The 22,238-nt window shown below is 63.9% G+C and carries 18 protein-coding genes; 5 read left to right on the top strand and 13 right to left on the bottom strand.

Translation table 11 applies throughout. From position 1 onward, the window contains the following. A complete protein-coding gene (gene eat / locus B9A31_RS25135; RefSeq protein WP_016715379.1) occupies positions 1-1,449 on the bottom strand; it encodes an ethanolamine permease in 1,449 nt (482 codons plus the stop codon). Positions 1,450-1,563: 114 nt separating this feature from the next. Next, positions 1,564-3,084, bottom strand: a complete 1,521-nt coding sequence (locus B9A31_RS25130) for an acetaldehyde dehydrogenase ExaC (RefSeq protein WP_016715380.1) — start codon at positions 3,082-3,084, stop codon at positions 1,564-1,566. 256 nt (positions 3,085-3,340) lie between these two features. On the opposite strand from B9A31_RS25130, the gene B9A31_RS25125 reads away from it, so the two are divergent. The 4 genes from B9A31_RS25125 to B9A31_RS25110 all read left to right on the top strand — a co-directional run bounded on the left by B9A31_RS25125 (position 3,341) and on the right by B9A31_RS25110 (position 7,640). Beyond that, complete coding sequence (locus B9A31_RS25125) at positions 3,341-5,314, top strand: sigma-54-dependent Fis family transcriptional regulator (protein ID WP_084297500.1); 1,974 nt, start codon at positions 3,341-3,343, stop codon at positions 5,312-5,314. 66 nt (positions 5,315-5,380) lie between these two features. Continuing rightward, on the top strand, positions 5,381-6,730 hold the full coding sequence (mpl, locus tag B9A31_RS25120; RefSeq protein ID WP_019097905.1) for a UDP-N-acetylmuramate:L-alanyl-gamma-D-glutamyl-meso-diaminopimelate ligase: 1,350 nt from the start codon (positions 5,381-5,383) through the stop codon (positions 6,728-6,730). After that, positions 6,727-7,356 carry a flavin prenyltransferase UbiX gene (gene ubiX / locus B9A31_RS25115; protein ID WP_016715383.1) on the top strand — a complete coding sequence of 210 codons (630 nt, stop codon included), beginning with the start codon at positions 6,727-6,729 and terminating at the stop codon, positions 7,354-7,356. Before mpl ends, ubiX begins: the two co-directional genes overlap by 4 nt. Continuing rightward, the gene (locus B9A31_RS25110; protein WP_084297499.1) at positions 7,353-7,640 is read left to right on the top strand and encodes a YceK/YidQ family lipoprotein; all 288 of its coding nucleotides are present in this window, start codon (positions 7,353-7,355) and stop codon (positions 7,638-7,640) included. Before ubiX ends, B9A31_RS25110 begins: the two co-directional genes overlap by 4 nt. A gap of 46 nt (positions 7,641-7,686) precedes the next feature. Here the strand turns inward: B9A31_RS25110 and B9A31_RS25105 are convergent, their stop codons facing one another. The 7 genes from B9A31_RS25105 to B9A31_RS25075 all read right to left on the bottom strand — a co-directional run bounded on the left by B9A31_RS25105 (position 7,687) and on the right by B9A31_RS25075 (position 15,654). Further along, complete coding sequence (locus B9A31_RS25105) at positions 7,687-8,331, bottom strand: oxidoreductase (RefSeq protein ID WP_016715385.1); 645 nt, start codon at positions 8,329-8,331, stop codon at positions 7,687-7,689. 27 nt (positions 8,332-8,358) lie between these two features. After that, positions 8,359-10,092 carry a C13 family peptidase gene (locus B9A31_RS25100; RefSeq protein WP_016715386.1) on the bottom strand — a complete coding sequence of 578 codons (1,734 nt, stop codon included), beginning with the start codon at positions 10,090-10,092 and terminating at the stop codon, positions 8,359-8,361. A gap of 229 nt (positions 10,093-10,321) precedes the next feature. Next, positions 10,322-11,386 (bottom strand): 2,3-butanediol dehydrogenase, encoded by a 1,065-nt coding sequence (locus B9A31_RS25095; protein ID WP_256576303.1) that lies wholly within the window; start codon positions 11,384-11,386, stop codon positions 10,322-10,324. Between the two features lie 53 nt (positions 11,387-11,439). After that, positions 11,440-12,546 (bottom strand): acetoin dehydrogenase dihydrolipoyllysine-residue acetyltransferase subunit, encoded by a 1,107-nt coding sequence (locus B9A31_RS25090; protein ID WP_019097909.1) that lies wholly within the window; start codon positions 12,544-12,546, stop codon positions 11,440-11,442. Continuing rightward, positions 12,543-13,565 carry an alpha-ketoacid dehydrogenase subunit beta gene (locus tag B9A31_RS25085; RefSeq protein WP_013970705.1) on the bottom strand — a complete coding sequence of 341 codons (1,023 nt, stop codon included), beginning with the start codon at positions 13,563-13,565 and terminating at the stop codon, positions 12,543-12,545. The genes B9A31_RS25090 and B9A31_RS25085 overlap by 4 nt, the downstream gene beginning before the upstream one ends. Before the next feature lie 33 nt (positions 13,566-13,598). Then, positions 13,599-14,576 carry a thiamine pyrophosphate-dependent dehydrogenase E1 component subunit alpha gene (locus B9A31_RS25080; protein ID WP_019097910.1) on the bottom strand — a complete coding sequence of 326 codons (978 nt, stop codon included), beginning with the start codon at positions 14,574-14,576 and terminating at the stop codon, positions 13,599-13,601. Between the two features lie 22 nt (positions 14,577-14,598). Further along, positions 14,599-15,654 carry an ATP-NAD kinase family protein gene (locus B9A31_RS25075; RefSeq protein WP_084297497.1) on the bottom strand — a complete coding sequence of 352 codons (1,056 nt, stop codon included), beginning with the start codon at positions 15,652-15,654 and terminating at the stop codon, positions 14,599-14,601. 283 nt (positions 15,655-15,937) lie between these two features. On the opposite strand from B9A31_RS25075, the gene B9A31_RS25070 reads away from it, so the two are divergent. Next, positions 15,938-17,791, top strand: coding sequence for a sigma-54-dependent Fis family transcriptional regulator (locus B9A31_RS25070; protein ID WP_019098112.1), 1,854 nt, complete (start codon positions 15,938-15,940; stop codon positions 17,789-17,791). A gap of 72 nt (positions 17,792-17,863) precedes the next feature. Here B9A31_RS25070 and accC read toward each other — a convergent pair whose 3' ends face one another. From accC to B9A31_RS25050, 4 genes are all read right to left on the bottom strand, one after another. Continuing rightward, positions 17,864-19,219, bottom strand: coding sequence for an acetyl-CoA carboxylase biotin carboxylase subunit (gene accC / locus B9A31_RS25065; RefSeq protein WP_016715394.1), 1,356 nt, complete (start codon positions 19,217-19,219; stop codon positions 17,864-17,866). Between the two features lie 17 nt (positions 19,220-19,236). After that, complete coding sequence (gene accB / locus B9A31_RS25060; protein WP_016715395.1) at positions 19,237-19,701, bottom strand: acetyl-CoA carboxylase biotin carboxyl carrier protein; 465 nt, start codon at positions 19,699-19,701, stop codon at positions 19,237-19,239. Positions 19,702-19,800: 99 nt separating this feature from the next. Then, positions 19,801-20,256, bottom strand: a complete 456-nt coding sequence (gene aroQ / locus B9A31_RS25055; RefSeq protein ID WP_003255330.1) for a type II 3-dehydroquinate dehydratase — start codon at positions 20,254-20,256, stop codon at positions 19,801-19,803. Between the two features lie 179 nt (positions 20,257-20,435). Further along, positions 20,436-22,208, bottom strand: a complete 1,773-nt coding sequence (locus B9A31_RS25050; RefSeq protein WP_084297496.1) for a protein-disulfide reductase DsbD — start codon at positions 22,206-22,208, stop codon at positions 20,436-20,438. Positions 22,209-22,238 lie beyond the last annotated feature (30 nt).

The following is a 22,238-nucleotide window of genomic DNA, read 5'->3' as shown; positions in this document are numbered from 1 at the left end:
TCAGTGCAGGGCCTCTTCGGCCTTCTGGATCGCGGCGAATTCCTCTTCCGGTGTGCCCGCAACCAGGTGGTGGCGGCTGTAGAAAGCAAAGTAGGCAATTAATACCGCATAGATCACTGCGGCGCCAATCACCACCCGTGGGTCGACCAGGAAGCCGGCAACCACAGCGATGCAGGCCAGCACCAGCGCGACGCCCGAGGTAAAGATGCCACCGGGGGTGCGGTATGGGCGCTCCATCTTCGGCCGGCGGATGCGCAGGGTGATGTGTGCGGCCATCATCAGCACGTAAGAAAGGGTAGCGCCGAATACGGCTACCAGAATCAGCAGGTCACCCTGGCCGGTCAGCGACAGGGCAAAGCCGATGATGCCGGGGATGATCAAGGCCAGCACCGGCGCCTTGCTTTTGTTGGTTTCCGACAGCTTGCGCGGCAGGTAGCCGGCGCGGGACAGGGCGAAGATCTGCCGGGAATAGGCGTAGATGATCGAGAAGAAGCTGGCGATCAGCCCGGCCAGGCCGACCAGGTTGACGAAACCGCCCATCCAGGTACTGCCGCCATAGGCTTTGGACAGTGCCTCGACCAGCGGGTTACCGGACGCTTTCAGTGCTTCGGAGCCTGCACCGCCGGGGCCGACTACCAGAATCAGCAGGGCGAAGGCCAACAGTACCAGCATGGCACCGATCAGGCCGCGTGGCAGGTCACGCTTGGGGTTCTTGGTTTCTTCGGCGGCCAGCGGCACACCTTCGACAGCCAGGAAGAACCAGATGGCATAAGGAATGGCCGCCCACACGCCCACATAACCGAACGGCAGGAAGCTGCTGGCGCCCACCGCGTCCGTTTTGGCGATGTCGAACAGGTTGGCTGCATCAAAATGGGGCACCATGCTCACCAGGAACACCGCCAGGGCGATGGCGGCGATGGCGGTGATGATGAACATCAGCTTCAGCGCTTCCCCCACACCGAAGATGTGGATGCCGATGAACACGATGTAGAACGCCAGGTAGATCATCCAGCCGCCGATGCCGAACAGTGACTGGCAATAAGCGCCGATGAACACGGCAATGGCGGCAGGGGCGATGGCGTATTCGATGAGGATCGCCGTACCGGTCAGAAAGCCGCCCCACGGGCCGAACGCACTGCGGGCAAAGCCGTAGCCGCCGCCTGCGGTGGGGATCATCGACGACAGTTCGGCCAGCGAAAAGCACATGCACAGGTACATGGTGGCCATCAGCAAGGTGGCGAGGAACATGCCGCCCCAGCCGCCCTGGGCCAGGCCGAAGTTCCAGCCGGCATAGTCGCCGGAAATGACGTAGGCCACGCCCAGGCCGACCAGCAGTACCCAGCCGGCGGCGCCTTTTTTCAGTTCACGTTGCTGGAAATAGTCCGAGCCGACTTTTTCGAAGTCGACAGAAGAGCCTGCCGGCGAGCCGGCGGAATGATCGCTTGGCATAGTTTCACCTGTTCTTTTTCTTGGTGGCCGGAAGGGTTCCGGGCCGATGGTGATGGGTACTGCAGGAAGCGAGCCAGAGCGGTTCGTGAACGCGAACCGCTCTGGCTGACGGGCTTAGAAGAAGCCCAGCGGGTTAATGTCGTAGCTCACCAGCAAGTTCTTGGTTTGCTGATAGTGGTCCAGCATCATCTTGTGGGTCTCACGGCCAACACCGGACTTCTTGTAGCCGCCGAACGCCGCATGCGCCGGGTACAGGTGGTAGCAGTTGGTCCATACGCGGCCAGCCTTGATCCCGCGGCCCATGCGGTAGGCACGGTTGATATCGCGGGTCCACACGCCGGCACCCAGGCCGAACTCGGTGTCGTTGGCAATCGCCAGGGCTTCGGCTTCGTCCTTGAAGGTGGTGACGCTGACCACCGGACCGAAGATTTCCTCCTGGAACACGCGCATCTTGTTGTTGCCCTTGAGCAGGGTCGGCTGGATGTAGTAACCGGTGGCCAGCGAGCCTTCCAGTTTTTCCACCTTGCCGCCGGTCAGCAGCTCGGCACCTTCGTCCTGGGCGATCTGCAGGTACGAGAGGATCTTCTCGAACTGCTGTTGCGAAGCCTGGGCGCCGACCATGGTGTCGGTGTCCAGCGGGTCGCCGCGTTTGATCTGCAGCACCTTCTTCATCACCACTTCCATGAACTGCGGGTAGATCGACTCCTGTACCAGTGCCCGGGATGGGCAGGTGCACACTTCGCCCTGGTTGAAGAACGCCAGCACCATGCCTTCGGCCGCCTTCTCGATGAAGCTCGGCTCGGCTTGCATGATGTCTTCGAAGTACACGTTCGGCGACTTGCCGCCCAGTTCCACGGTGGATGGAATGATGTTTTCGGCTGCGCACTTCATGATGTGCGAGCCCACCGGGGTGGACCCGGTGAAGGCGATCTTGGCGATGCGCTTGCTGGTGGCCAGGGCTTCACCGGCTTCGCGGCCAAAGCCTTGCACCACGTTGAGCACGCCTTTTGGCAGCAGGTCGCCAATTAGTTCGACCAGCACGGTGATGCCCAGCGGGGTCTGCTCGGCAGGTTTGAGCACCACGCAGTTGCCGGCGGCCAGGGCCGGGGCAAGTTTCCAGGCGGCCATCAGGATCGGGAAGTTCCACGGGATGATCTGCCCGACCACGCCCAGCGGTTCGTGAATGTGGTAGGCCACGGTGCCTTCGTTGATTTCTGCAGCACCGCCCTCTTGGGCGCGGATGCAGCCGGCGAAGTAGCGGAAGTGGTCGACCGCCAGCGGGATGTCGGCGTTGAGGGTTTCGCGGACTGGCTTGCCGTTGTCCCAGGTTTCGGTAATCGCCAGCAGTTCGAGGTTTTGCTCGATGCGGTCGGCGATCTTCAACAGCACGTTTGAGCGGTCCTGCACTGACGTGCGGCCCCAGGCGTCGGCAGCGGCGTGGGCGGCGTCGAGCGCTTTATCGATGTCTTCGGCAGTGGAACGGGGGAATTCGGCGATCAGTTTGCCATTCACCGGGGACGTGTTTTCAAAGTACTGCCCCTTGACCGGAGCTACGAACTCGCCACCGATGTAGTTGCCGTAGCGGCTCTTGAAGGAAACCTTCGCGCCCTCGGTACCGGGATGTGCGTAACGCATGGTGTGTCTCCTGGCTGTTATGTTTGTTGAGGAGTTGGAAAGCGTAGAGCAAAGGTTGGGCCAGCGTTTCGCACGCCAGTCAAATCAATGACTTGGGTCAGCTACCAAGGCCTGCTGATAAGCCCTTGTACCAGCGCCGATACGCGCAGGGGTGACACTTTGTGCCATTTACGACACGTCCCAGGCGGGTGCATTGCAAAGGCTTCCCGGGTGGAGGATGCTGGCAGGACTCTCTATCTGCGGAGAACTACAACAAATGCAGAGCAATCCTTTCATTCGCCATGCCCAGCAAGTGCATACCGTTGCCCATGGTGGGGCCGGGGAGGGGGGCAGTGACCCGTCCATCGCCCGTTCCTGGCTGCGCTGCCTGGAGGACTACCACCTCGACCCTTCGGTAATCGAGGCGCCCGTGGTGCTAGAGCATGGGCGTTTGCTGGAAAGCCGCGAGCGCCTGCGCCAGGTGCTGCAAATTGCCGATCATGAAATGAACAGCCTGCACCAGCAGCTTTCCGGCGCCGGCCATGCGGTACTGCTGACCGACGCCCGCGGGGTGATCCTCAACTGCGTCAGCGCGGCCACCGAGCGGCGCAGCTTCGAGCGTGCCGGGCTGTGGTTGGGCGCCGACTGGAGCGAGGCGCGCGAGGGCACCAACGGCATCGGCACCTGCCTGGTCGAGCGCCAGGCATTGACCATTCACCAGAACGAGCACTTTCGCGGCCGCCACACTGGCCTGACCTGCTCGGCCAGCCCGGTGTTCGACCCGCATGGCGAGTTGCTGGCGGTGCTGGATGTGTCATCCGCGCGGCCTGACGTTTCGCGCCAGAGCCAGTTCCACACCATGGCGCTGGTGAACCTGTCGGCGAAGATGATTGAAAGCTGCTATTTCCTGCGCCACTTCGAGCAGCAGTGGCTGTTGCGTTTTCACCTGCAGGCCGAGTCGGTCGGCCTGTTCAGCGAAGGCCTGCTGGCGTTCGACGGCGATGGGCGGATTTGTGCTGCCAACCAGAGCGCGTTGAACCTGCTGGGCAGCGTGCGCGGTGGCGTGCTGGGCAAACCCGTGGAGCGTTTTTTTGCCTGTAGCCACGACGAACTGTTCAGCCGCGCCACCCCCGCTGGCAGCACGGTCTGGCCGCTGCATACGCTGGACGGTCGCCAAGTGTTTGCCAGCCTGCGCGGCAAGGCCCGTGCGCCCGTGTGGTCGGTGCCTGTTGCGCAACCCTTGCCCATGCACCCGATGGAACCGGCCATCTGCCTGCTCGACCCGGCTCTGCAGAACGAATTCCGCCGCAGCGTACGGGTGTTCGAGCGTGACGTGCCGCTGTTGCTACGTGGTGAAACCGGTTGTGGCAAAGAAGCGTTTGCCCAGGCCGTGCACCAGGCCAGCGGGCGACGCGGCAAGCCGTTCATCGCCATCAACTGTGCCTCGATCCCGGAAAGCCTGATCGAGAGCGAGTTGTTCGGTTACCGAGGCGGCAGTTTTACCGGAGCACGCAAAGAAGGCATGCGCGGCAAGCTGCTGCAGGCCGATGGCGGCACCTTGCTGCTGGACGAGATCGGCGACATGCCGCTGGCCTTGCAAACCCGCCTGCTGCGGGTACTGGAAGAGCGCCAGGTGGTGCCCATCGGTGGCGAGCCGCAAGCGGTGGATGTCCGTATTGTCAGCGCCACCCACCGCGACTTGCTGGAGCGGGTGGAGCAGGGCAGTTTCCGCGAGGACCTGTATTACCGCCTGAATGGCCTGGAGGTGGCGTTGCCGGCGGTGCGTGAGCGCAGTGACAAAACACAGCTGCTGGACTTTTTGCTGCATCAGGAGGCGCAGGGGCAACGTGTCGAACTGGAGCCCAGGGCGCGTCAGGCGCTGCTGGACTTTGCCTGGCCGGGTAATGTGCGGCAGATGCGCAACGTGCTGCGTACCTTGGTGGCGCTTTGCGAGAAAGCCCGAATCGAGTTCTCGGATCTCCCCGCTATTGTTCGCGAGGGCTTCGCCCTCGATCGCCGGCAAGCCAGCTCCCACAGGTACTGCACCAAGCCTGAGGCGCGTGCAAACCCTGTGGGATCTGGCTTGCCGGCGATAGGGCCAGTTGTGTTGGAGGATGCCGAGCGCCAAGCGCTGATGGCGACCCTGGAGGCAAAACACTGGCACTTGACCCGTGTCGCCGAGCATTTGGGCATCAGCCGTAATACCTTGTATCGAAAACTGCGCAAACACGGCATTGCGAGGGCCGACTGAGCGAAACAGCGGGTGCGATTTGTCGCGCCCTGGGCTACCCTGCCTCGATGTTTTGCGAGGTCGACCATGCATATTCACATTCTCGGTATTTGCGGCACTTTCATGGGCTCGCTGGCGGTGCTGGCCAAGGAACTTGGCCATCGCGTCACCGGCTCGGACGCCAACGTCTATCCCCCGATGAGCACTCAGCTCGAAGCCCAGGGCATCGAACTGACCCAAGGCTATGACCCGGCCCAGCTGGACCCGGCACCCGACCTGGTGGTCATCGGCAACGCCATGTCACGCGGCAACCCGGCAGTGGAATACGTGCTGAACAAGGGCCTGCCCTATGTTTCCGGCCCGCAGTGGCTGGCCGACCATGTGCTGCAAGGCCGCTGGGTGCTGGCCGTTGCCGGTACCCACGGCAAGACCACCACCAGCAGCATGCTGGCCTGGGTGCTGGAGCACGCCGGCATGAGCCCGGGCTTCCTGATTGGCGGTGTGCCGCAGAATTTCTCGGTATCGGCCCGCCTGGGCGACACGCCGTTCTTCGTCGTCGAAGCCGACGAGTACGACAGCGCCTTCTTCGACAAGCGCTCGAAGTTCGTGCATTACCACCCGCGTACCGCGATCCTCAACAACCTTGAGTTCGACCACGCGGACATCTTCCCGGACCTGGCCTCGATCGAGCGGCAGTTCCACCACCTGGTACGCACCATCCCGAGCGAAGGCCTGGTGATTCACCCTACCACCGAGCAAGCGCTGGAGCGGGTGATCGGCATGGGCTGCTGGACCCCGGTGCAGACCACAGGCGTGGGTGGCCAGTGGCAGGCGCGCCTGCTCAGCCCCGACGGCTCGCGTTTCGAAGTCTTGTTCGAAGGCGAAGCGCAAGGCGTGGTGGACTGGGCACTGACGGGCCAGCACAACGTTGCCAACGCGCTGGCCACCCTGGCCGCCGCCCGCCATGTCGGCGTGGCCCCGGCCATGGGCATCGAAGGCCTCAGCGCGTTCAAGAGCGTAAAACGGCGCATGGAAAAGGTGGCCGAAGTGCAGGGCGTGACCATCTACGATGATTTCGCCCACCACCCGACTGCCATCGCCACCACCCTCGATGGCCTGCGCAAGCGTGTTGGCGAGGCCCCGGTGATTGCCGTGATCGAACCACGCTCCAATTCGATGAAGCTGGGCGCCCACCGTGACGGTTTGCCAGAGAGCGTCAACGACGCCGACCAGGTCATCTGGTACGCCCCGGCCAACCTCGGCTGGGACCTGGCGGCCACCGCCGCGCAGTGCAAGGTCCCGAGTGTGGTAGCCGACAGCCTTGACGCGATCATCGAGCGGGTCAAGGGCCAGGCCCGCCCGGGCACTCATGTGGTGATCATGAGCAACGGCGGCTTTGGCGGCCTGCACGGCAAACTGGCCGAGGCGCTGAAGTGAGCGGGCCGGAACGCATCACCCTGGCCATGACGGGCGCCTCGGGCGCCCAGTATGGCCTGCGCCTGCTCGATTGCCTGGTGCGCGAAGACCGCGAAGTGCACTTCCTGATCTCCAAGGCCGCGCAACTGGTAATGGCCACCGAGACCGACGTGCTGTTGCCGGCCAAGCCCCAGGCGATGCAGGCCTTCCTTACCGAATACACCGGCGCCGCCGACGGGCAGATCCGCGTGTATGGCAAGGAAGACTGGATGTCGCCGGTGGCCTCCGGCTCCGGTGCCCCGGCGGCGATGGTGGTAGTGCCTTGTTCCACCGGCACCTTGTCGGCCATTGCCACCGGTGCCTGCAACAACCTGATCGAACGCGCTGCCGACGTTACCCTCAAGGAGCGTCGGCAACTGATCCTGGTGCCACGCGAAGCGCCGTTTTCCACCATCCACCTGGAAAACATGCTCAAGCTGTCGCAGATGGGCGCGGTGATCCTGCCGGCGGCACCGGGCTTCTACCATCAGCCGCAGACCATCGACGACCTGGTCGACTTTGTCGTGGCGCGTATTCTCAACCTGCTGAACATTCCCCAGGACATGTTGCCGCGCTGGGGTGAACACCACTTTGGGGTGGATGATTGAAGCGAGCGTTGGTGGGGGGGCTGGCGCTGGTGATGCTGGGGGGCTGCGCCACGGTACGCACGCTGGATGCCGCCAAGCCCGGGGCGCCGGTGGTGTATGCCGGCACCCGGCTGGATTTGTACGTGATCAATGGTGGGTGCTGCCCGCGAGACCACTACGGGGCTGATGCACCAGCCTATCCTGGGCTGGACCTGCCGGGGAGCATGTTGCTCGATACCCTGTTGTTGCCGTTGTCGTTGCTGACAGCAGCCGGTGTAGGCTTCCAGGCCACCGGTGGCCTGTAACGGCCCTTTCGCGGGCTACCCGCGAAGAGGCCGTCATAGGTAACGCCTATTTCTTGCCCAACCTGCGCAACTCATCCGACTCCACAACCCGTATCCCGTCCTCTTCCTCCAGCGCCAGGCGCCACAGCGCTCGTGCCAGGGTGCAAGCCTCGATCCCTCGGTATTTACCCGGTATCAGCTTGGAAAACGGCGAAACCAACTGCTCACTGAGGCGTGGCTGAATGCGTTCGCCCAGCAGCAACGACGGCCGCACGATGGTCAACTGCGGCCAGTCCTGAGCCTTCAGCGCCTCTTCCATCTCACCTTTGACCCGGTTGTAGAAAATCGACGATTTCGGGTCGGCCCCCAGCGCGCTGACCACTAACAGATGCCGCGCGCCCATTTCCCGGGCACGTTTGCTGAACGCCACCACCATGTCCAGGTCCACCGCACGGAACGCCGATTCGGAGCCGGCCTGCTTCAGCGTGGTGCCCAGGCAGCAATAGGCGATATCGACCCGCCCGGCCAACTGAGGAAGGAATACCGCTGGGTCGCCCACCGGGTTTTCCAGGTGCGGATGCTCGGCCAGCGGCCGGCGAGTGGGCGCCAGTACGCGGGTGATGGTGGGCTCGTTGAGCAGGCGGTCGAGCAGGTGTTCACCCGTCAGACCTGTGGCACCGGCAAGCAGGACATGCTGAGGCGTCAAATACATGATGTCTCTCCCTTGTTACACACAATTCTAGTGGTTGCCGGGCGTTTCCGCTCGTCGCTCCGCGCTGGCTTGTGTGGCGTTACGCAACGCTTCTTCGGCCTGTTGCCGGCGCAGCTGCTGCCAGTGCTCAAGCACGGCGGGCGGCGCCCACAGCTGCGGCTCGGAGGCCTCGAAGCCTTCCCTTTGTTCTCTTTCGGCAACGCTGGTACGTGCCAGTTCAAATGCCTGTTTGAGGTCGTCGGTCTGGTTCAGCGCTTCGGCGAACAGGGCATCGCCAAAGTAGGTGAAGTCGGCTTCTTCCGAGCAACCGAAAGACACGCGGTCGGCCCGGGCCGCCGTCATGATCAGCGTGCGCTCATCCTTGAGCGGGGCGATGTAGCCCCCTGAATAGCAGGCCGAGATGACGATTACCTTGTCTCGATTCTTGAGCGGCGCCAGGGCAGTGGCCAGTTCGTCGGCGGAAAGGTCAGCCAATTGCAGGCGCGGCTGGTCGAGCACCAGTTGATGGTCCTGGCTGCCATGGCTGGTAAGGTAGATGAACACCAGGTCTTCAGGGCCGCTGCGCTCGGCCAGGGTGCGGGCGGCACGGGTAAGGTTTTCGCGAGTGGCCATGGGGCGGGTGGCCATGTGGTCGCGGTGGTTGACCAAGGTCATCTGGCCACGGGCACCAAAGCGCACCTTGAGCATGTTGCTGACGTAGTCGGCTTCGCGCAGGAACACGCTCTGCTGGCCATCCCCGGCCACCACCAGGCTGTACAGCTGGATCGATGGGGCTGAGCGCGGGACACGGGCCAGCGCCTCGTCCAGCAGGCGGCCCTGATTGAGCAGGGCCAGGTCCAGCGGATCGGGTAGCAACTGGCCGTTCTGGTCGCGTACCCGCACGCCATTGACCCAGACGCCGCTTTCGACCTTGCCGCTGGCCAGGATCAATCGCCCATGCCCGTGGTAGGCATCGTTCAGGAAGCCGCCGATGTACTTGCTGCCATCGGCCAGCTGCAGGCTGCCCTGGCCCGACAGGCGCCAGTCGGCGAACTCGCCTTTGTAATGGCTGCCATCGCTGCCCAGCAGTTCGCCTTCGCCGATCAATGAGCCATCCTTGAATTCGCCAATCCACACATCGCCATCGGCGTTTTCGTAACGGCCGCGACCTTCCAGGCGGTTGTCCTTGAACTCGCCGATGTACTGCTCACCGTCAACGCTGTCGTAGGTGCCGCTGCCTTGCAGCTCGCCGTTGACGAAGCGGCCACTGAACTGGTTACCGCTGGCATCGCTGCGTACGCCGGCGCCGTTGGGTTTGCCCTTGGCGAACAGGCCCTGGTAGCGGCTACCGTCGGCCAGTTCCAGTTCGCCCGCGCCGTCGTAGAGGTCGTCCTTGAACTGGCCACGGTAGGTCTGGTCGGCTTGCTTGAGCGTGCCTTCGCCATCGCGGCGGCCATGCTTGAAGGTGCCGGCATAGTGGCTGCCCGGCGTGGTCAGGTCGCCCAGTCCCTGGAACAGCCCCCCGGCGAACTGGCCACGGTACACCTCGCCGTTCTGGCCGTGCCATTCTCCCTGGCCGTGCCACTGGCCGTCCTTGAAGCCGCCGGCGTACCAGCTGCCGTTGGGGTAGTCGATACGGCCCTCGCCCTGCAGCAGGCCATCGACCACCTGCCCCCGGTAACGCCCGCCGTCAGGCAAGCGTGCGTCCGGCGGAAGCAGCGATTCGCCATCGCCACAGGCGGCGAGCAGCAAGACCAAGGTGATGGGGAGCAGTGGACGCATGGCGAAGACCGGGCAATAGGTCTGCCGAGTATGACGCAGAATGGGATCCTGAGACAGCGAGGGCAGATGCTGGCGCATCACCTGGTGTAGGAGCGGCCTTTTGTCGCGAAAGGGCCGCAACGCGGCCCCGGCAATATTACCTGTGATGCACAGATCCTGGGGGCGCTGCGCACCCCTTTCGCGACACAAGGCCGCTCCTACAGGATCTGCGCAGCCTTTGAGGGTTTAATCAGCGCACACCCGGGGAAACGATGATCTTCACGTTCTCCTCTTTGTTGTTCACCAGTTCCTCGAAGCCCAGTTCGACAATCTGCTCCAACCCGATCCGGCCGGTCACCAGCGGGCGAATATCCAGCCTGCCGTCAGCGATGAAGGCAATCACATCGGCAAACTCGCCGTTGTACGCCAACGCTCCCAGTACCTGCTTCTCGGTGGATACCAATTCGAAGAAGTTGAACTCGCTAGGCTCTTCAAAAATACCTACCAGCACGCACTTACCCGCCTTGCGGATGGTGTCGATGGCCAGCTGGGCCGTGTGCTTGTTGCCGATGCACTCAAAGCTCACATCGGCCCCCAACCCAAAGGTCAGTGCGCGGATTTGCGCCAGCGCGTCGCACTGGCTGGGGTCCAGCACCACGGTGGCGCCTACCTCTTTGGCCTTGGCCTTGCGCGCCGAGGACATTTCCAGCGCAATCACTTGCGCCGCGCCCGCAGCCTTGGCGCACATGATGGTGCACAGACCGATGGTGCCGGCACCCACCACCACAACGGTCTGCCCAAGCAGGCTGCCGGCCTTTTTCACCGCGTGCATACCCACCGCCAGCGGTTCGATCAGTGCCCCGGCCTCTGGCGGGAAACCTTGCGGCAAGCGGTACAGCAGGTTGGCGGGTACGTTGACCAACTCGGCAAAGGCGCCATTGTTCATCAGGCCGGTGAACGCCAGGCGCTCGCAGATGTTGTACAGGCCGTGGGTGCAGTAATAGCAAGTACCACAATGCTGGCAGGCGTCCGCCGCCACCGGGTCACCTACCGCAAAGCCCTCCACGCCTTCGCCAAGCTTGGCGATCTGGCCGCAAAATTCGTGGCCGAGGATGCACTGGCCCTGGATGCCGGTCAGCGGGTGTGGTGCCTCCACCGGGATGAACACCGGGCCGGCGACGTATTCGTGCAGGTCGGAGCCGCAGATGCCGCACCAGTCCACCTTGATCTGCACCCAGCCGGGTGCCGGGTCGGCTGGCAGGGGGACCTGTTCGACGCGAATATCATTACGGCCATGCCAGACGGCGGCGCGCATGTGGGTGTGGCTCAGGTCATTCATTGTTGTTCTCCAGGCTCACGGGAAAGGGCTTAGTGCTTGCGCAGGAATGCGAGCATTTGCTGGTTGACCTGTTCGGCCGCCTCCATCTGCACCATATGCCCAGCCTCTGGCAGCACCAGCACTTCGGCCTCCAGGCCCTCTGCGTGGCTGGCCGGGATAATCGCGTCCTTGCCACCCCACACCACCAGTGCCGGATGCTGCCCCAGCACACTGCGCAGGTCGTGGCGCTGCCTGTCACCGTCGGCAATGGCTAATGCCAGCTGGCGCAAGGCCTCATCGACACCTTCCAGGCGCTTGAACTTGAGCATGTCTTCCAGCATCTGCCGGGTGACCAGTGCCGGGTCGGCGAACAGCTGCACCATCTGCGGTTTGAGGGCGTTGCGGTTCGCGGCGGCAACAAAGCCTTGCAGGTACTGCCCATTGATTGCCTCACCCAGACCGGCACTGGCGATCAGGCTCAGGCTGGCCACCCGCTGCGGCGCCAGGCGCGCCACGTTCAGGCTGACCGCGCCCCCCATGGAGTGTCCGGCCAGGTGGGCCTTGGCGATGTCCAGGTGGTCGAGCAGGGCCAGCACGGTTTCGCTCAGTTCATCCAGGTCGCCCCGTTGCAGGGCCTTGGCCGACTCGCCGTGCCCCGGCAGGTCGAGGGCGATCACCCGGCGCTCGGCCGCCAGCGCCGGGTGGTTGAACAGCCAGTTGTTGAGGTCGCCGCCAAAGCCGTGTACCAGTACCAGCGGCGTACCGCCTTCGCCCAGTTCGAACCAGCGCAACAGGCGGCCGCCCACTTCAGCCTTCTGCGGGGCCGGCCCTTGTGCCTGGTCGGCGCCCCCTTCGGCGACGAACTCGGCCTGGAAGCGCTGTACCACCGCATCGATCTCGGATTCCTCGGCTTCGCCTTCCACCACCACCGCCAGCAGCGCGCCAACCGGCAGGGTTTCATCCGGTTTGGCCACCTGGCGGCGCAATACACCACTGAACGGGGCTTCGACGCTGCTGCTGATCTTGTCGGTCTCGACGTCCAGCACCTCGTCGCCTTTGTTGATTTCGTCGCCTTCCTGCTTGAGCCAGGCGTCCACCCGGCCCTCGGTCATCGAAAGGCCCCACTTGGGCATGGTCAGGGTATGGATCTGGCTCATGCGGCACTCCTTGCAGCTTCGATCACCTTGCGCACGGCAGCCTCGATCTTCGCCGCGTCAGGGATGTACAGGTCTTCCAGGGCGTCGGAGAACGGCACCGGAGTGTGCGGTGCGGTGACCATTTCGATCGGGCCCTTGAGCGCGCCGAATGCCTTCTGCGCCACCAGCGCGCTGATGTCGGTGGCCATGGAGCAACGCGGGTTGGCTTCGTCGATCACCACCAGGCGGCCGGTTTTTTCCACGCTTTCGAGAATGCTGTCTTCGTCCAGCGGGCTGGTGGTGCGCAGGTCCAGCACTTCGCAGTCGATGCCCTGGCGGGCCAGGTTGTTGGCAGCCTCCAGCGCCACATGCACCATGCGCCCGTAAGTGACCAGGGTCACATCGTCACCATCGCGCAGGAAGTTGGCCTCGCCGAACGGTACGGTGTACACCTCTTCCGGCACCTCGCCCTGCATGCTGTACAGCAGCTTGTGCTCGCAGAAGATCACCGGGTCGTTGTCGCGGATCGCCTGGATCAACAGGCCTTTGGCATCGTAAGGCGAGGACGGGCACACCACTTTCAGGCCGGGGATGTGCGTCCACAGCGAGGTGAGCATCTGCGAGTGCTGGGCCGCCGCACGCAGGCCGGCGCCATACATGGTGCGCATCACCAGCGGCGTGACTGCCTTGCCGCCAAACATGTAGCGGAACTTGGCGGCCTGGTTGAGGATCTGGTCCAGGCAGCAGCCGGCGAAGTCGACGAACATCAGCTCGCACACCGGGCGCAGGCCCTGGGTGGCGGCCCCGACGGCGGCCCCGACGTAGCCGATTTCCGACAGCGGCGCGTCCAGCACGCGGCCGGGAAACTGGTGGTACAGGCCTTTGGTCACGCCCAGCACGCCACCCCAGGCGTCATCCTCGCCGGGGGCGCCGGCACCGCCGGCCACGTCTTCGCCAATGATGAACACGGTGTTGTCGCGGCGCATTTCCTGCGCCAGGGCTTCGTTGATGGCCTGCTGGTAGCTGATCTTTCTTGCCATGGTGGTTCTCCTGTTGTTCTTGTAATCCGCAGCTCAGGGGTAGGCGACGTAGACGTCGGTGAGCAGGTCGGCGGGCTGTGGCTTGGGATCGGACTTGGCGCGGCGCACGGCGTCCTCGATCAGGTCTTCGATGCGGGCGTCGATGGCGTCCAGTTGCTCGGCAGTGAGCAGGCCGGCACGGGTGGTCTTGTTGCGGAACTGCATCAGGCAATCGCGGGATTCGCGCAGGTTCTTCACTTCATCCGGGGCGCGGTAGGTTTGTGCATCGCCTTCGAAGTGGCCGTAGTAGCGGCTGAGCTTGACCTCGATCAGCGACGGGCCTTGCCCGGAGCGAGCGCGCTCGATGGCTGCGCCGGCGGCCTCGTACACCGCAAAGAAGTCGAAGCCGTCGATGGTGACACCCGGCATGCCGAACCCGGCGGCGCGGTCGGCAATATGGTCGCAGGCAACGGACCAATTGGAGGCGGTGGCTTCGGCGTAGCCGTTGTTCTCGGCCACGAAGATGCAGGGCAGGTTCATGATTGACGCCATGTTCATGGCCTCGAACACCGCACCTTCGTTGGAGGCGCCATCGCCGAAGAAGGCCACTGACACATCGTCCTTGCCTTTGATCTTGGCCGCCAGCGCTGCCCCGGCTACCAGCGGGGCGCCAGCGCCGACGATGCCGTTGGCGCCGAGCATGCCTTTCTCCAGGTCGGCAATGTGCATCGAGCCGCCCTTGCCGCCACATACGCCGGTCTTCTTGCCGTAGATCTCGGCCATCATGCCGTACACGTCCACGCCCTTGGCGATGCAGTGGCCATGACCCCGGTGGGTTGACGCGATGCAGTCGCTGTCGCGCAAGTGGGCCATGACCCCGGCGGCCGAGGCCTCTTCGCCAGCGTACAGGTGGACGAAACCGGGGATCTCGCCCGTGGCGAATTCCACATGCAGGCGTTCTTCGAACGCACGGATGGTGCGCATCACTTCATAGGCATGCAGCAGTTGTTCGGTACTCAGTTGATTGGACATCTTGTTGTTCTCCAGGGTTGTCTCAACGCGGGGATGCAGGGTGCAGCCGGTGGCCGCGCGGGACGGCCAGCAGGTGGTGGCGGGCGGCGTGCGCCAGTACGGCCTCGACATCCACGCTTAGCGGGCCTTGGTGGTCGAGGGTGATGGTGGGCGTGTCGTGCTCGGCGAATTCGATTTCGCGTTCGCCGTCCAGGGCCAGGGTGCCGCTGGTCAGGCTCAGGCGATGGGCAACGCCAGGTGTCAGCGGGCCGCTGGCGGTGATGCCGCAGGCTTGCAGCAGGCCGGGCGCCAGCGGCGCGAACAATGCTTGTTCGGCGCCGGGGTTCAGGCGTACCCAGGCACCGTGCAGGTCTTGGCGTGACACTGGGCACCAGAGGCCGCAGAGGGCCGACAGGCCGATGGCATGGGGTTCGGCAAAGCAGGCGAAGACTTCGCACAGGTCCTCGCTGCGGCTGAGCGCACGGGCGCCGATGAAGCGCTGTGGCGACACGGCCACTTCGACCAAGGCCCATTCGGCCAACTGTTGCTCGGGCACTCTTACCAGCAGGCGCTTGTTACGGCGCAGGCCGATGCTGGCGGGCACCAGGCCGCTGGCGAACAGGCCACCGGCAAGGCCAGCGCTGGTGGCTTCGCGCAGTTCGGGGAACGCATTGTTGGTGCCGGTGGACAACGTCAGCAGCGGTACGTCACCGGCCTCGGCAGCGACTGCCTTGTGGGTGCCATCGCCACCGAGCACGGCGATCATCGCCACGCCGCGCTCGACCATGCACCGGGTGGCCAGGCGGGTGTCGGCAACGGTCTGGGTCAGCGGCAGGTCGAGTATTTCGAGGGCCGGCCAGTGCTGGTCACGGGCGCCCGGGCCCTGGCTGGCCTTGAGCACGGCCGCGGCGATGCCGGTCATGTCGCTGGGCAACAGCACCTGGCCGATGCCGGTGGCACCGAAGGACGCCAGCAGGCGCTGGATGGCCGAGGCCTTGTCGGTGCTGGAATAGAGCCCGGCGTTGGCGGTCAGGCGGCGCAGGTCGCGGCCAGAGGCAGGGTTGGCAATAATCCCGACAATCGGGGCGGGTTGCGGCATGGCGCACCTCGTATTTTTGTTTGCCAAGGCAGGAGCAAGCGCGGTGCCAGCTTTCTTTGATTTGGCTGAAATGGCCGGGCTAGAGGGCTTTGATTGCGTTCTGGCATGCCTTTGCCACGGTGCTGGCGAGACGCCGGGTGCCAGCGCCAGGCCGGCATTGCCGAGACGCTGAGACGCGGCGTCTCAAGCCAGCCGGTAATCACACAGTGCTTGTCGGGGCATGCCCAGAGGCGCTTAATGGCCAGACAACGATAAAAACAGCAACGAGAACCGGAGGGCCTGAATGCTTGCCGCGAACTCCCGAGCCCATGTCGACTGCGTCAGCAGGGTGTTGAAGAATGCCGACCGCCTGCCACAGGCGCCTGTGCCACCGCTGATCCTCGACTCCTGGCGCCGTTCCATGGAGCTGTACCGCCTCGACCCCGGGTCCCAGCAGGGGCCGCGTATCCTTTCTCAAAGCCTGCTCAACGAGTGCCGCGAACGCGCCGAACTGTTCCTGCGCATCGCCAGCGATGCTGTGGCACGCCTGCACGAGCGGGTACGCGGTGCCGACTACTGCGTACTGCTGACCGATGCCCAGGGGCGCACCATCGATTACCGGGTCGAGTCGGCCATCCGCAACGACTGCCGCAAGGCCGGGTTGTACCTGGGCACCTGCTGGTCGGAAGGCGAGGAGGGTACCTGCGGCGTGGCGGCGGTGTTGACCGCCAAGGCCCCGGTCACCGTGCACAAGCGAGACCACTTTCGCGCTGCGTTCATCGGCCTGACCTGCACGGCGGCACCGGTGTTCGACCCGCTTGGCGAGTTGTTGGGCGTGGTGGATGTGTCAGCCTTGCAGTCGCCAGATGACCGCCGTAGCCAGCATCTGATCCGCCAACTGGTGGAGCAGACCGCCCGCGAGATCGAAAACGCCTTTTTCATGCACAGTGCCCAAGGCCACTGGGTGATGCGCGCCCACGGCACGCCGGGTTATGTGGAAAGCCAGCCGGACTACCTGCTGGCCTGGGATGCCGATGGCCGCCTGCAGGCGATCAACAGCCTGGCGCGGCAACGGCTGGTGGAGCGCCTGGGGCGCTTGCCCGAGCATATTGGTGAGCTGTTCGACATTGACCAGCTACGCCGGGTGAGCGCGTCGTCGGCCCAGCGCCTGCCGGGTCTGGGGGGGCTGTATGGTCGGGTCAGCGCCCCACGGCAACGCCAGCGCGCGCAGCCGTTGCGCCAGGCCCAGGACGCACGCATCGAACAGCACCTGCGCCTGGCCACGCGGGTCAAGGACTGCAATCTGGCGGTACTGGTGCAAGGTGAGACCGGGGCTGGCAAAGAAGTGTTCGCCCGCCAACTGCACCAGCAAAGCCAGCGCCGGGATGGCCCGTTCGTCACGCTGAACTGTGCGGCCATTCCGGAAAGCCTGATCGAGAGCGAGCTGTTTGGCTACGTGGCTGGAGCCTTTACCGGGGCCTCCAGCAAAGGCATGCAAGGGCTGTTGCAGCAGGCCGATGGCGGCACGCTGTTCCTCGATGAAATCGGCGACATGCCGCTGAACCTGCAAACGCGCCTGCTGCGGGTGCTGGCCGAGGGTGAAGTGGCGCCGTTGGGCGCCGCGCGGCGTGAGCGTGTGGACATCCAGGTGATCTGCGCCACTCATCGCGACCTGGCCGCGATGGTTGAGGACGGGCGTTTTCGTGAAGACCTGTACTTCCGCCTGGCCAATGCCCGCTTCGAGTTGCCGCCGCTGCGGGAACGTGAGGATCGGTTGGGGTTGATTCATCAGCTGCTGGCCGAGGAGGCCGATGCGTGTGCTGTCGAGGTGGTGTTGGCCGATGATGCGCTGCAAGCATTGCTGGTTTACCGTTGGCCGGGAAACTTGCGCCAGCTGCGGCAGGTGTTGCGCTATGCCTGCGCGGTGAGTGAAGGCGGGCAGGTGCAATTGCAGGACTTGCCGCAAGAGGTGCGCGGTGAAGCGGTTGCTTCGCCTGAAAGCAGCGTGTCTTGCCCGGCCCGGCAGTTGTTGCTGGATGCACTGATCCGCCATCGCTGGAAACCGGCCGATGCGGCGCGGGCGCTGGGGATATCGCGGGCGACGCTGTATCGGCGGGTGCATGAGCACCGCATCGAAATGCCGCGCATGAAGGGATAGGCCCTCAGGCCCTGGCAGGCAATAAAAAACCCCGGCACAAGGCCGGGGTTTTTGGTGCATCACACTACTCGATCAATGCTCGTTGGCCAGCTTGTGTTCGAGGTAATGAATGTTGACGCCGCCTTTGCAGAAACCTTCATCACGCACCAGGTCGCGGTGCAGTGGGATGTTGGTCTTGATGCCGTCGACGACGATCTCGTCCAGTGCATTGCGCATGCGTGCCATGGCTTCGTCGCGGTCCTTGCCGTAGGTGATCAGCTTGCCGATCAGCGAGTCGTAGTTCGGCGGAACCGAATAACCGCTGTACAGGTGCGAATCGACGCGTACGCCGTTGCCGCCTGGTGCGTGGAAGTGCTTCACCTTGCCTGGGCTCGGGATGAACTTCTTCGGGTCTTCGGCGTTGATACGGCATTCCAGCGAGTGGCCACGAATCACCACGTCTTCCTGGCGGTACGACAGCTTGTTGCCAGCGGCGATGCTCAGCATCTCCTTGACGATGTCGATACCGGTCACCATCTCGGACACCGGGTGCTCAACCTGCACACGGGTGTTCATCTCGATGAAGTAGAAGCGGCCGTTTTCGTACAGGAACTCGAACGTACCCGCACCACGGTAGCCGATCTCGATGCACGCATCGACGCAACGCTTGAACACTTCCTGGCGGGCTTTCTCGTCGATGCCCGGGGCTGGTGCTTCTTCCAGCACCTTCTGGTGACGGCGCTGCAGCGAGCAGTCACGGTCGCCCAGGTGAATGGCGTTGCCCTGGCCGTCGGACAGTACCTGCACTTCCACGTGGCGTGGGTTGGTCAGGAACTTCTCCAGGTACACCATCGGGTTGCCGAAGGCTGCACCGGCTTCGGTACGGGTGAGCTTGGCCGAGGCAATCAGGTCCTCTTCCTTGTGCACCACGCGCATGCCGCGACCACCACCACCACCGGCGGCCTTGATGATCACCGGGTAACCGACGTCACGGGCAATCGCCAGGGCGACTTCTTCGTCTTCCGGCAGCGGGCCATCGGAGCCCGGTACGGTCGGTACGCCCGACTTGATCATCGCGTCCTTGGCCGAAACCTTGTCGCCCATCAGGCGAATGGTGTCGGCTTTCGGGCCGATGAAGGCGAAACCGGATTTTTCAACCTGCTCGGCGAAGTCGGCGTTTTCTGCCAGGAAGCCGTAGCCCGGGTGAATCGCGGTGGCGCCGGTGACTTCGGCGGCAGCGATGATTGCCGGGATATGCAGGTAGGAATCCTTGGACGATGCAGGGCCGATGCAGACCGACTCGTCTGCCAGGCCCAGGTGCATCAGTTCACGGTCGGCGGTGGAGTGCACAGCGACGGTTTTGATGCCCAGCTCTTTGCAGGCACGCAGGATCCGCAGGGCAATTTCCCCACGGTTGGCGATCAGGACTTTTTCGAGCTTCCCAGACATCGTTGGCTCTCCGCGACTCAAACGACGGTGAACAGCGGCTGGTCGAACTCAACCGGCTGGCCGTCTTCTACCAGGATGGCGTCGATGACACCGCCAACATCGGCTTCGATGTGGTTCATCATCTTCATGGCTTCGACGATGCACAGGGTGTCGCCTTTCTTCACGGTCTGGCCCACTTCAGCGAAGTTCGGCGAGGTCGGCGAAGGCTTGCGGTAGAAGGTACCTACCATTGGCGAGCGGATCACGGTGCCTTTCAGGGCCGGGGCGGCGGCAGCGGCTTCGGCGGCTGGAGCGGCAGCGGCAACCGGGGCGGCAACAGGTGCAGCAGCGGCTACCGGAGCCGGTGCGAAGTACTGTTGGGCAGCCGGGGTTTTGCTGTGACGGCTGATACGGACCGACTCTTCGCCTTCCTTGATCTCCAGTTCGTCGATGCCAGACTCTTCCAGCAGCTCGATCAGTTTCTTGACTTTACGGATATCCATTAATCATCAACTCCCAAAGGTTCGGTCAGGGGGCGAAATACAAAAAAACGTAACTGAACGTTTCTCTAGAACCCTGGCCCTCTGAGGCCAGGGTTTTCATCATTTGGGCTGTGCGTTGGCAGCCAGTTGTTCCAGCGCGGACTCCAGGGCCAGGCGATAACCGCTGGCGCCCAGGCCGCAGATCACCCCTACGGCAACATCGGAAAAGTAGGAGTGGTGACGGAACGGTTCGCGTTTGTGCACGTTGGACAGGTGCACTTCGATGAATGGGATGCTCACCGCAAGCAATGCGTCACGTAATGCGACGCTTGTGTGGGTGAAAGCAGCCGGATTGATCAGGATGAAGTCCACACCCTCGTTGCGTGCGGCGTGAATACGATCGATCAGTTCGTACTCGGCATTGCTCTGCAGGTATTGCAAATGGTGGCCTGCGGCGCGGGCACGTTGCTCCAGGTCCTGGTTGATCTGGGCCAGGGTCACGGCGCCGTAGTGGCCTGGCTCGCGGGTACCGAGCAGGTTGAGGTTGGGGCCGTGGAGCACCAGTAGCGTTGCCATCTGCGGATTCCTTGGATTTGTAGGGCAATTCGACACAGCGCGGCGAGTGTGCCGCAAAGCGACGGCAGGTGTCCAGTTCCCGGCAGTAGCCAGCACGATGTCCGAGATTCGCGCGAAGTATGTGACCAAATACTTAAATCTGGTCACCTATTTCAGGATTTTTCCCGGCACGGGGGAAGTTATAGACCGACTTTCCCGCGCACGCGTGTCAGAATTTGCGCAAATTCACCGGCGTTTATCTCGCCAATCACCCGATCGGCGGTCATTTCGCTGCCGTTCGCGGCAAAGAAGAGCAAGGCGGGGGGGCCGAACAGCTGATAGCGGTCGAGCAGCGTGCGTTGCTCGGCATTGCTCTCGGTGATGTCGAAACGCACCAACTTGAAGCCGGTCAGCTGCGTTTGCACCTGTGGCGCGTTCAGCACTTCATGCTCGATCACTTTGCAGCTGATGCACCAGTCGGCGTACCAGTCCAGCAGCACGGGCTGGCCTGCCGCCTTGGCCTGGGCCAGCGCCGCGTCCAGTGCGGCGGGAGTGGTGATGGTTTGCCAGGCATCCGCCTTTGCCGCCGGGCTGTCGCCGCTGACCGCCAGTGTTGCAACCGGCAGCGGGCGCAGCGGGTCGCCTTGGCCACTCAGCGCGCCATACCAGCAAGCCAGGGCGTAGACCAGCAAGCCCAGGCCCAGCAGTTGGGCCAGGCGCTGGCGTGCGCTTTTTACAACGAACTCCAGGGCGCCGAGGAACAGCGCCACGCCAGCGGCGAGGAAACCGACCAGCAGCAAGGTAAGCGGGCCCGGCAGCACGCGGCTGAGCAAGCCGATGGCCAGCCCCAGCAGCAGGACACCGATGGCGTTTTTCACGGTATTCATCCAAGGGCCGCTTTTGGGCAGCCAGGCTGCGCCACCGGTGGCTACCAACAGCAATGGCGCGCCCATGCCGAGGCCCAGGGCAAACAGCTTGAGCGCGCCGCCCACGGCATCGCCGCTGGCGCTGATGTACAGCAGGGCACCGGCCAAGGGGGCGGATACGCACGGCGAAACCAGCAGGCTGGAAAGCACGCCGAGCACGGCCGCGCCGAGCAGCGAGCCACCCTTGGTGTGGTTGGCGACGTTGTTCAGGCGGTTGCTCAGGGCCTGCGGCAGCTTGATTTCGAACAGGCCGAACATGGCCAGGGCGAACACCACGAAGAACAGCGCGAACGGCACCAGCACCCAGGCCGATTGCAGACGGGCCTGCAGGTTAAGGCCGGCACCGAACAGGCCCATCAGCGCGCCGAGTACGGCGAAGCTGGCCGCCATCGGCAGCACGTAGGCCAGCGATAGAGCGAGCCCGCGCAGGCCGCCGACCTGGCCACGCAGCACCACGCCAGACAGGATCGGCAGCATTGGCAGCACGCACGGGGTGAAGGTCAGGCCAACCCCGGCAAGGAAGAACAGCAGCAGTGATTTCCAGTTCCAGGCGTGTTCGGCAGCGCCCGGCGTATTTGCGCCGCTTTCGCCATCGATGCTCAGGCGTTCGGTTTCCGGTGGGTAGCACAGGCCCTTGTCGGCGCAGCCCTGGTAGCCCACCAGCAGGGTGAAGGCACGCGGGTCGGTGCGCGGCAGTTCGATGTCGACCACGCCGTGATAAACCTCGACGTCGCCGAAAAACTCATCGTGCTTGGCCTCGCCTTTGGGGATGTTTGGCGTGCCCAGGGCAATGTCGGCCGGCTCGGTGCGGAACTGGAAGCGGTGGCGGTAAAGGTAGTAGCCCTCGGTGGCGACGAAGCGCAGCTTGAGGGTGTGTGCGTCGGCCTGGATCAGGCTGAGCTTGAAGGCCTCGTGCACCGGCAGGAAGTCGGCATTATTGGACAGCGAAGCGGCCCCGAGGGTGGCGCTGGGGCGGTTGTCGAGCAGGCCCGTGGCGAAGGCAGGGCTGGCCAGCAGCAGGAACAGCAGGAAAAACAGGCGGCGCATGGCGGACTCGCGAGGTGGAACGTGCCGGCA

Source organism: Pseudomonas sp. URIL14HWK12:I5 (genome assembly GCF_900176445.1).
GTDB classification, from domain to species: Bacteria; Pseudomonadota; Gammaproteobacteria; order Pseudomonadales; family Pseudomonadaceae; genus Aquipseudomonas; species Aquipseudomonas monteilii.
The sequence above is the reverse complement of the archived record's forward strand: the minus strand, read 5'-3'. Positions and strand labels throughout refer to the sequence as shown.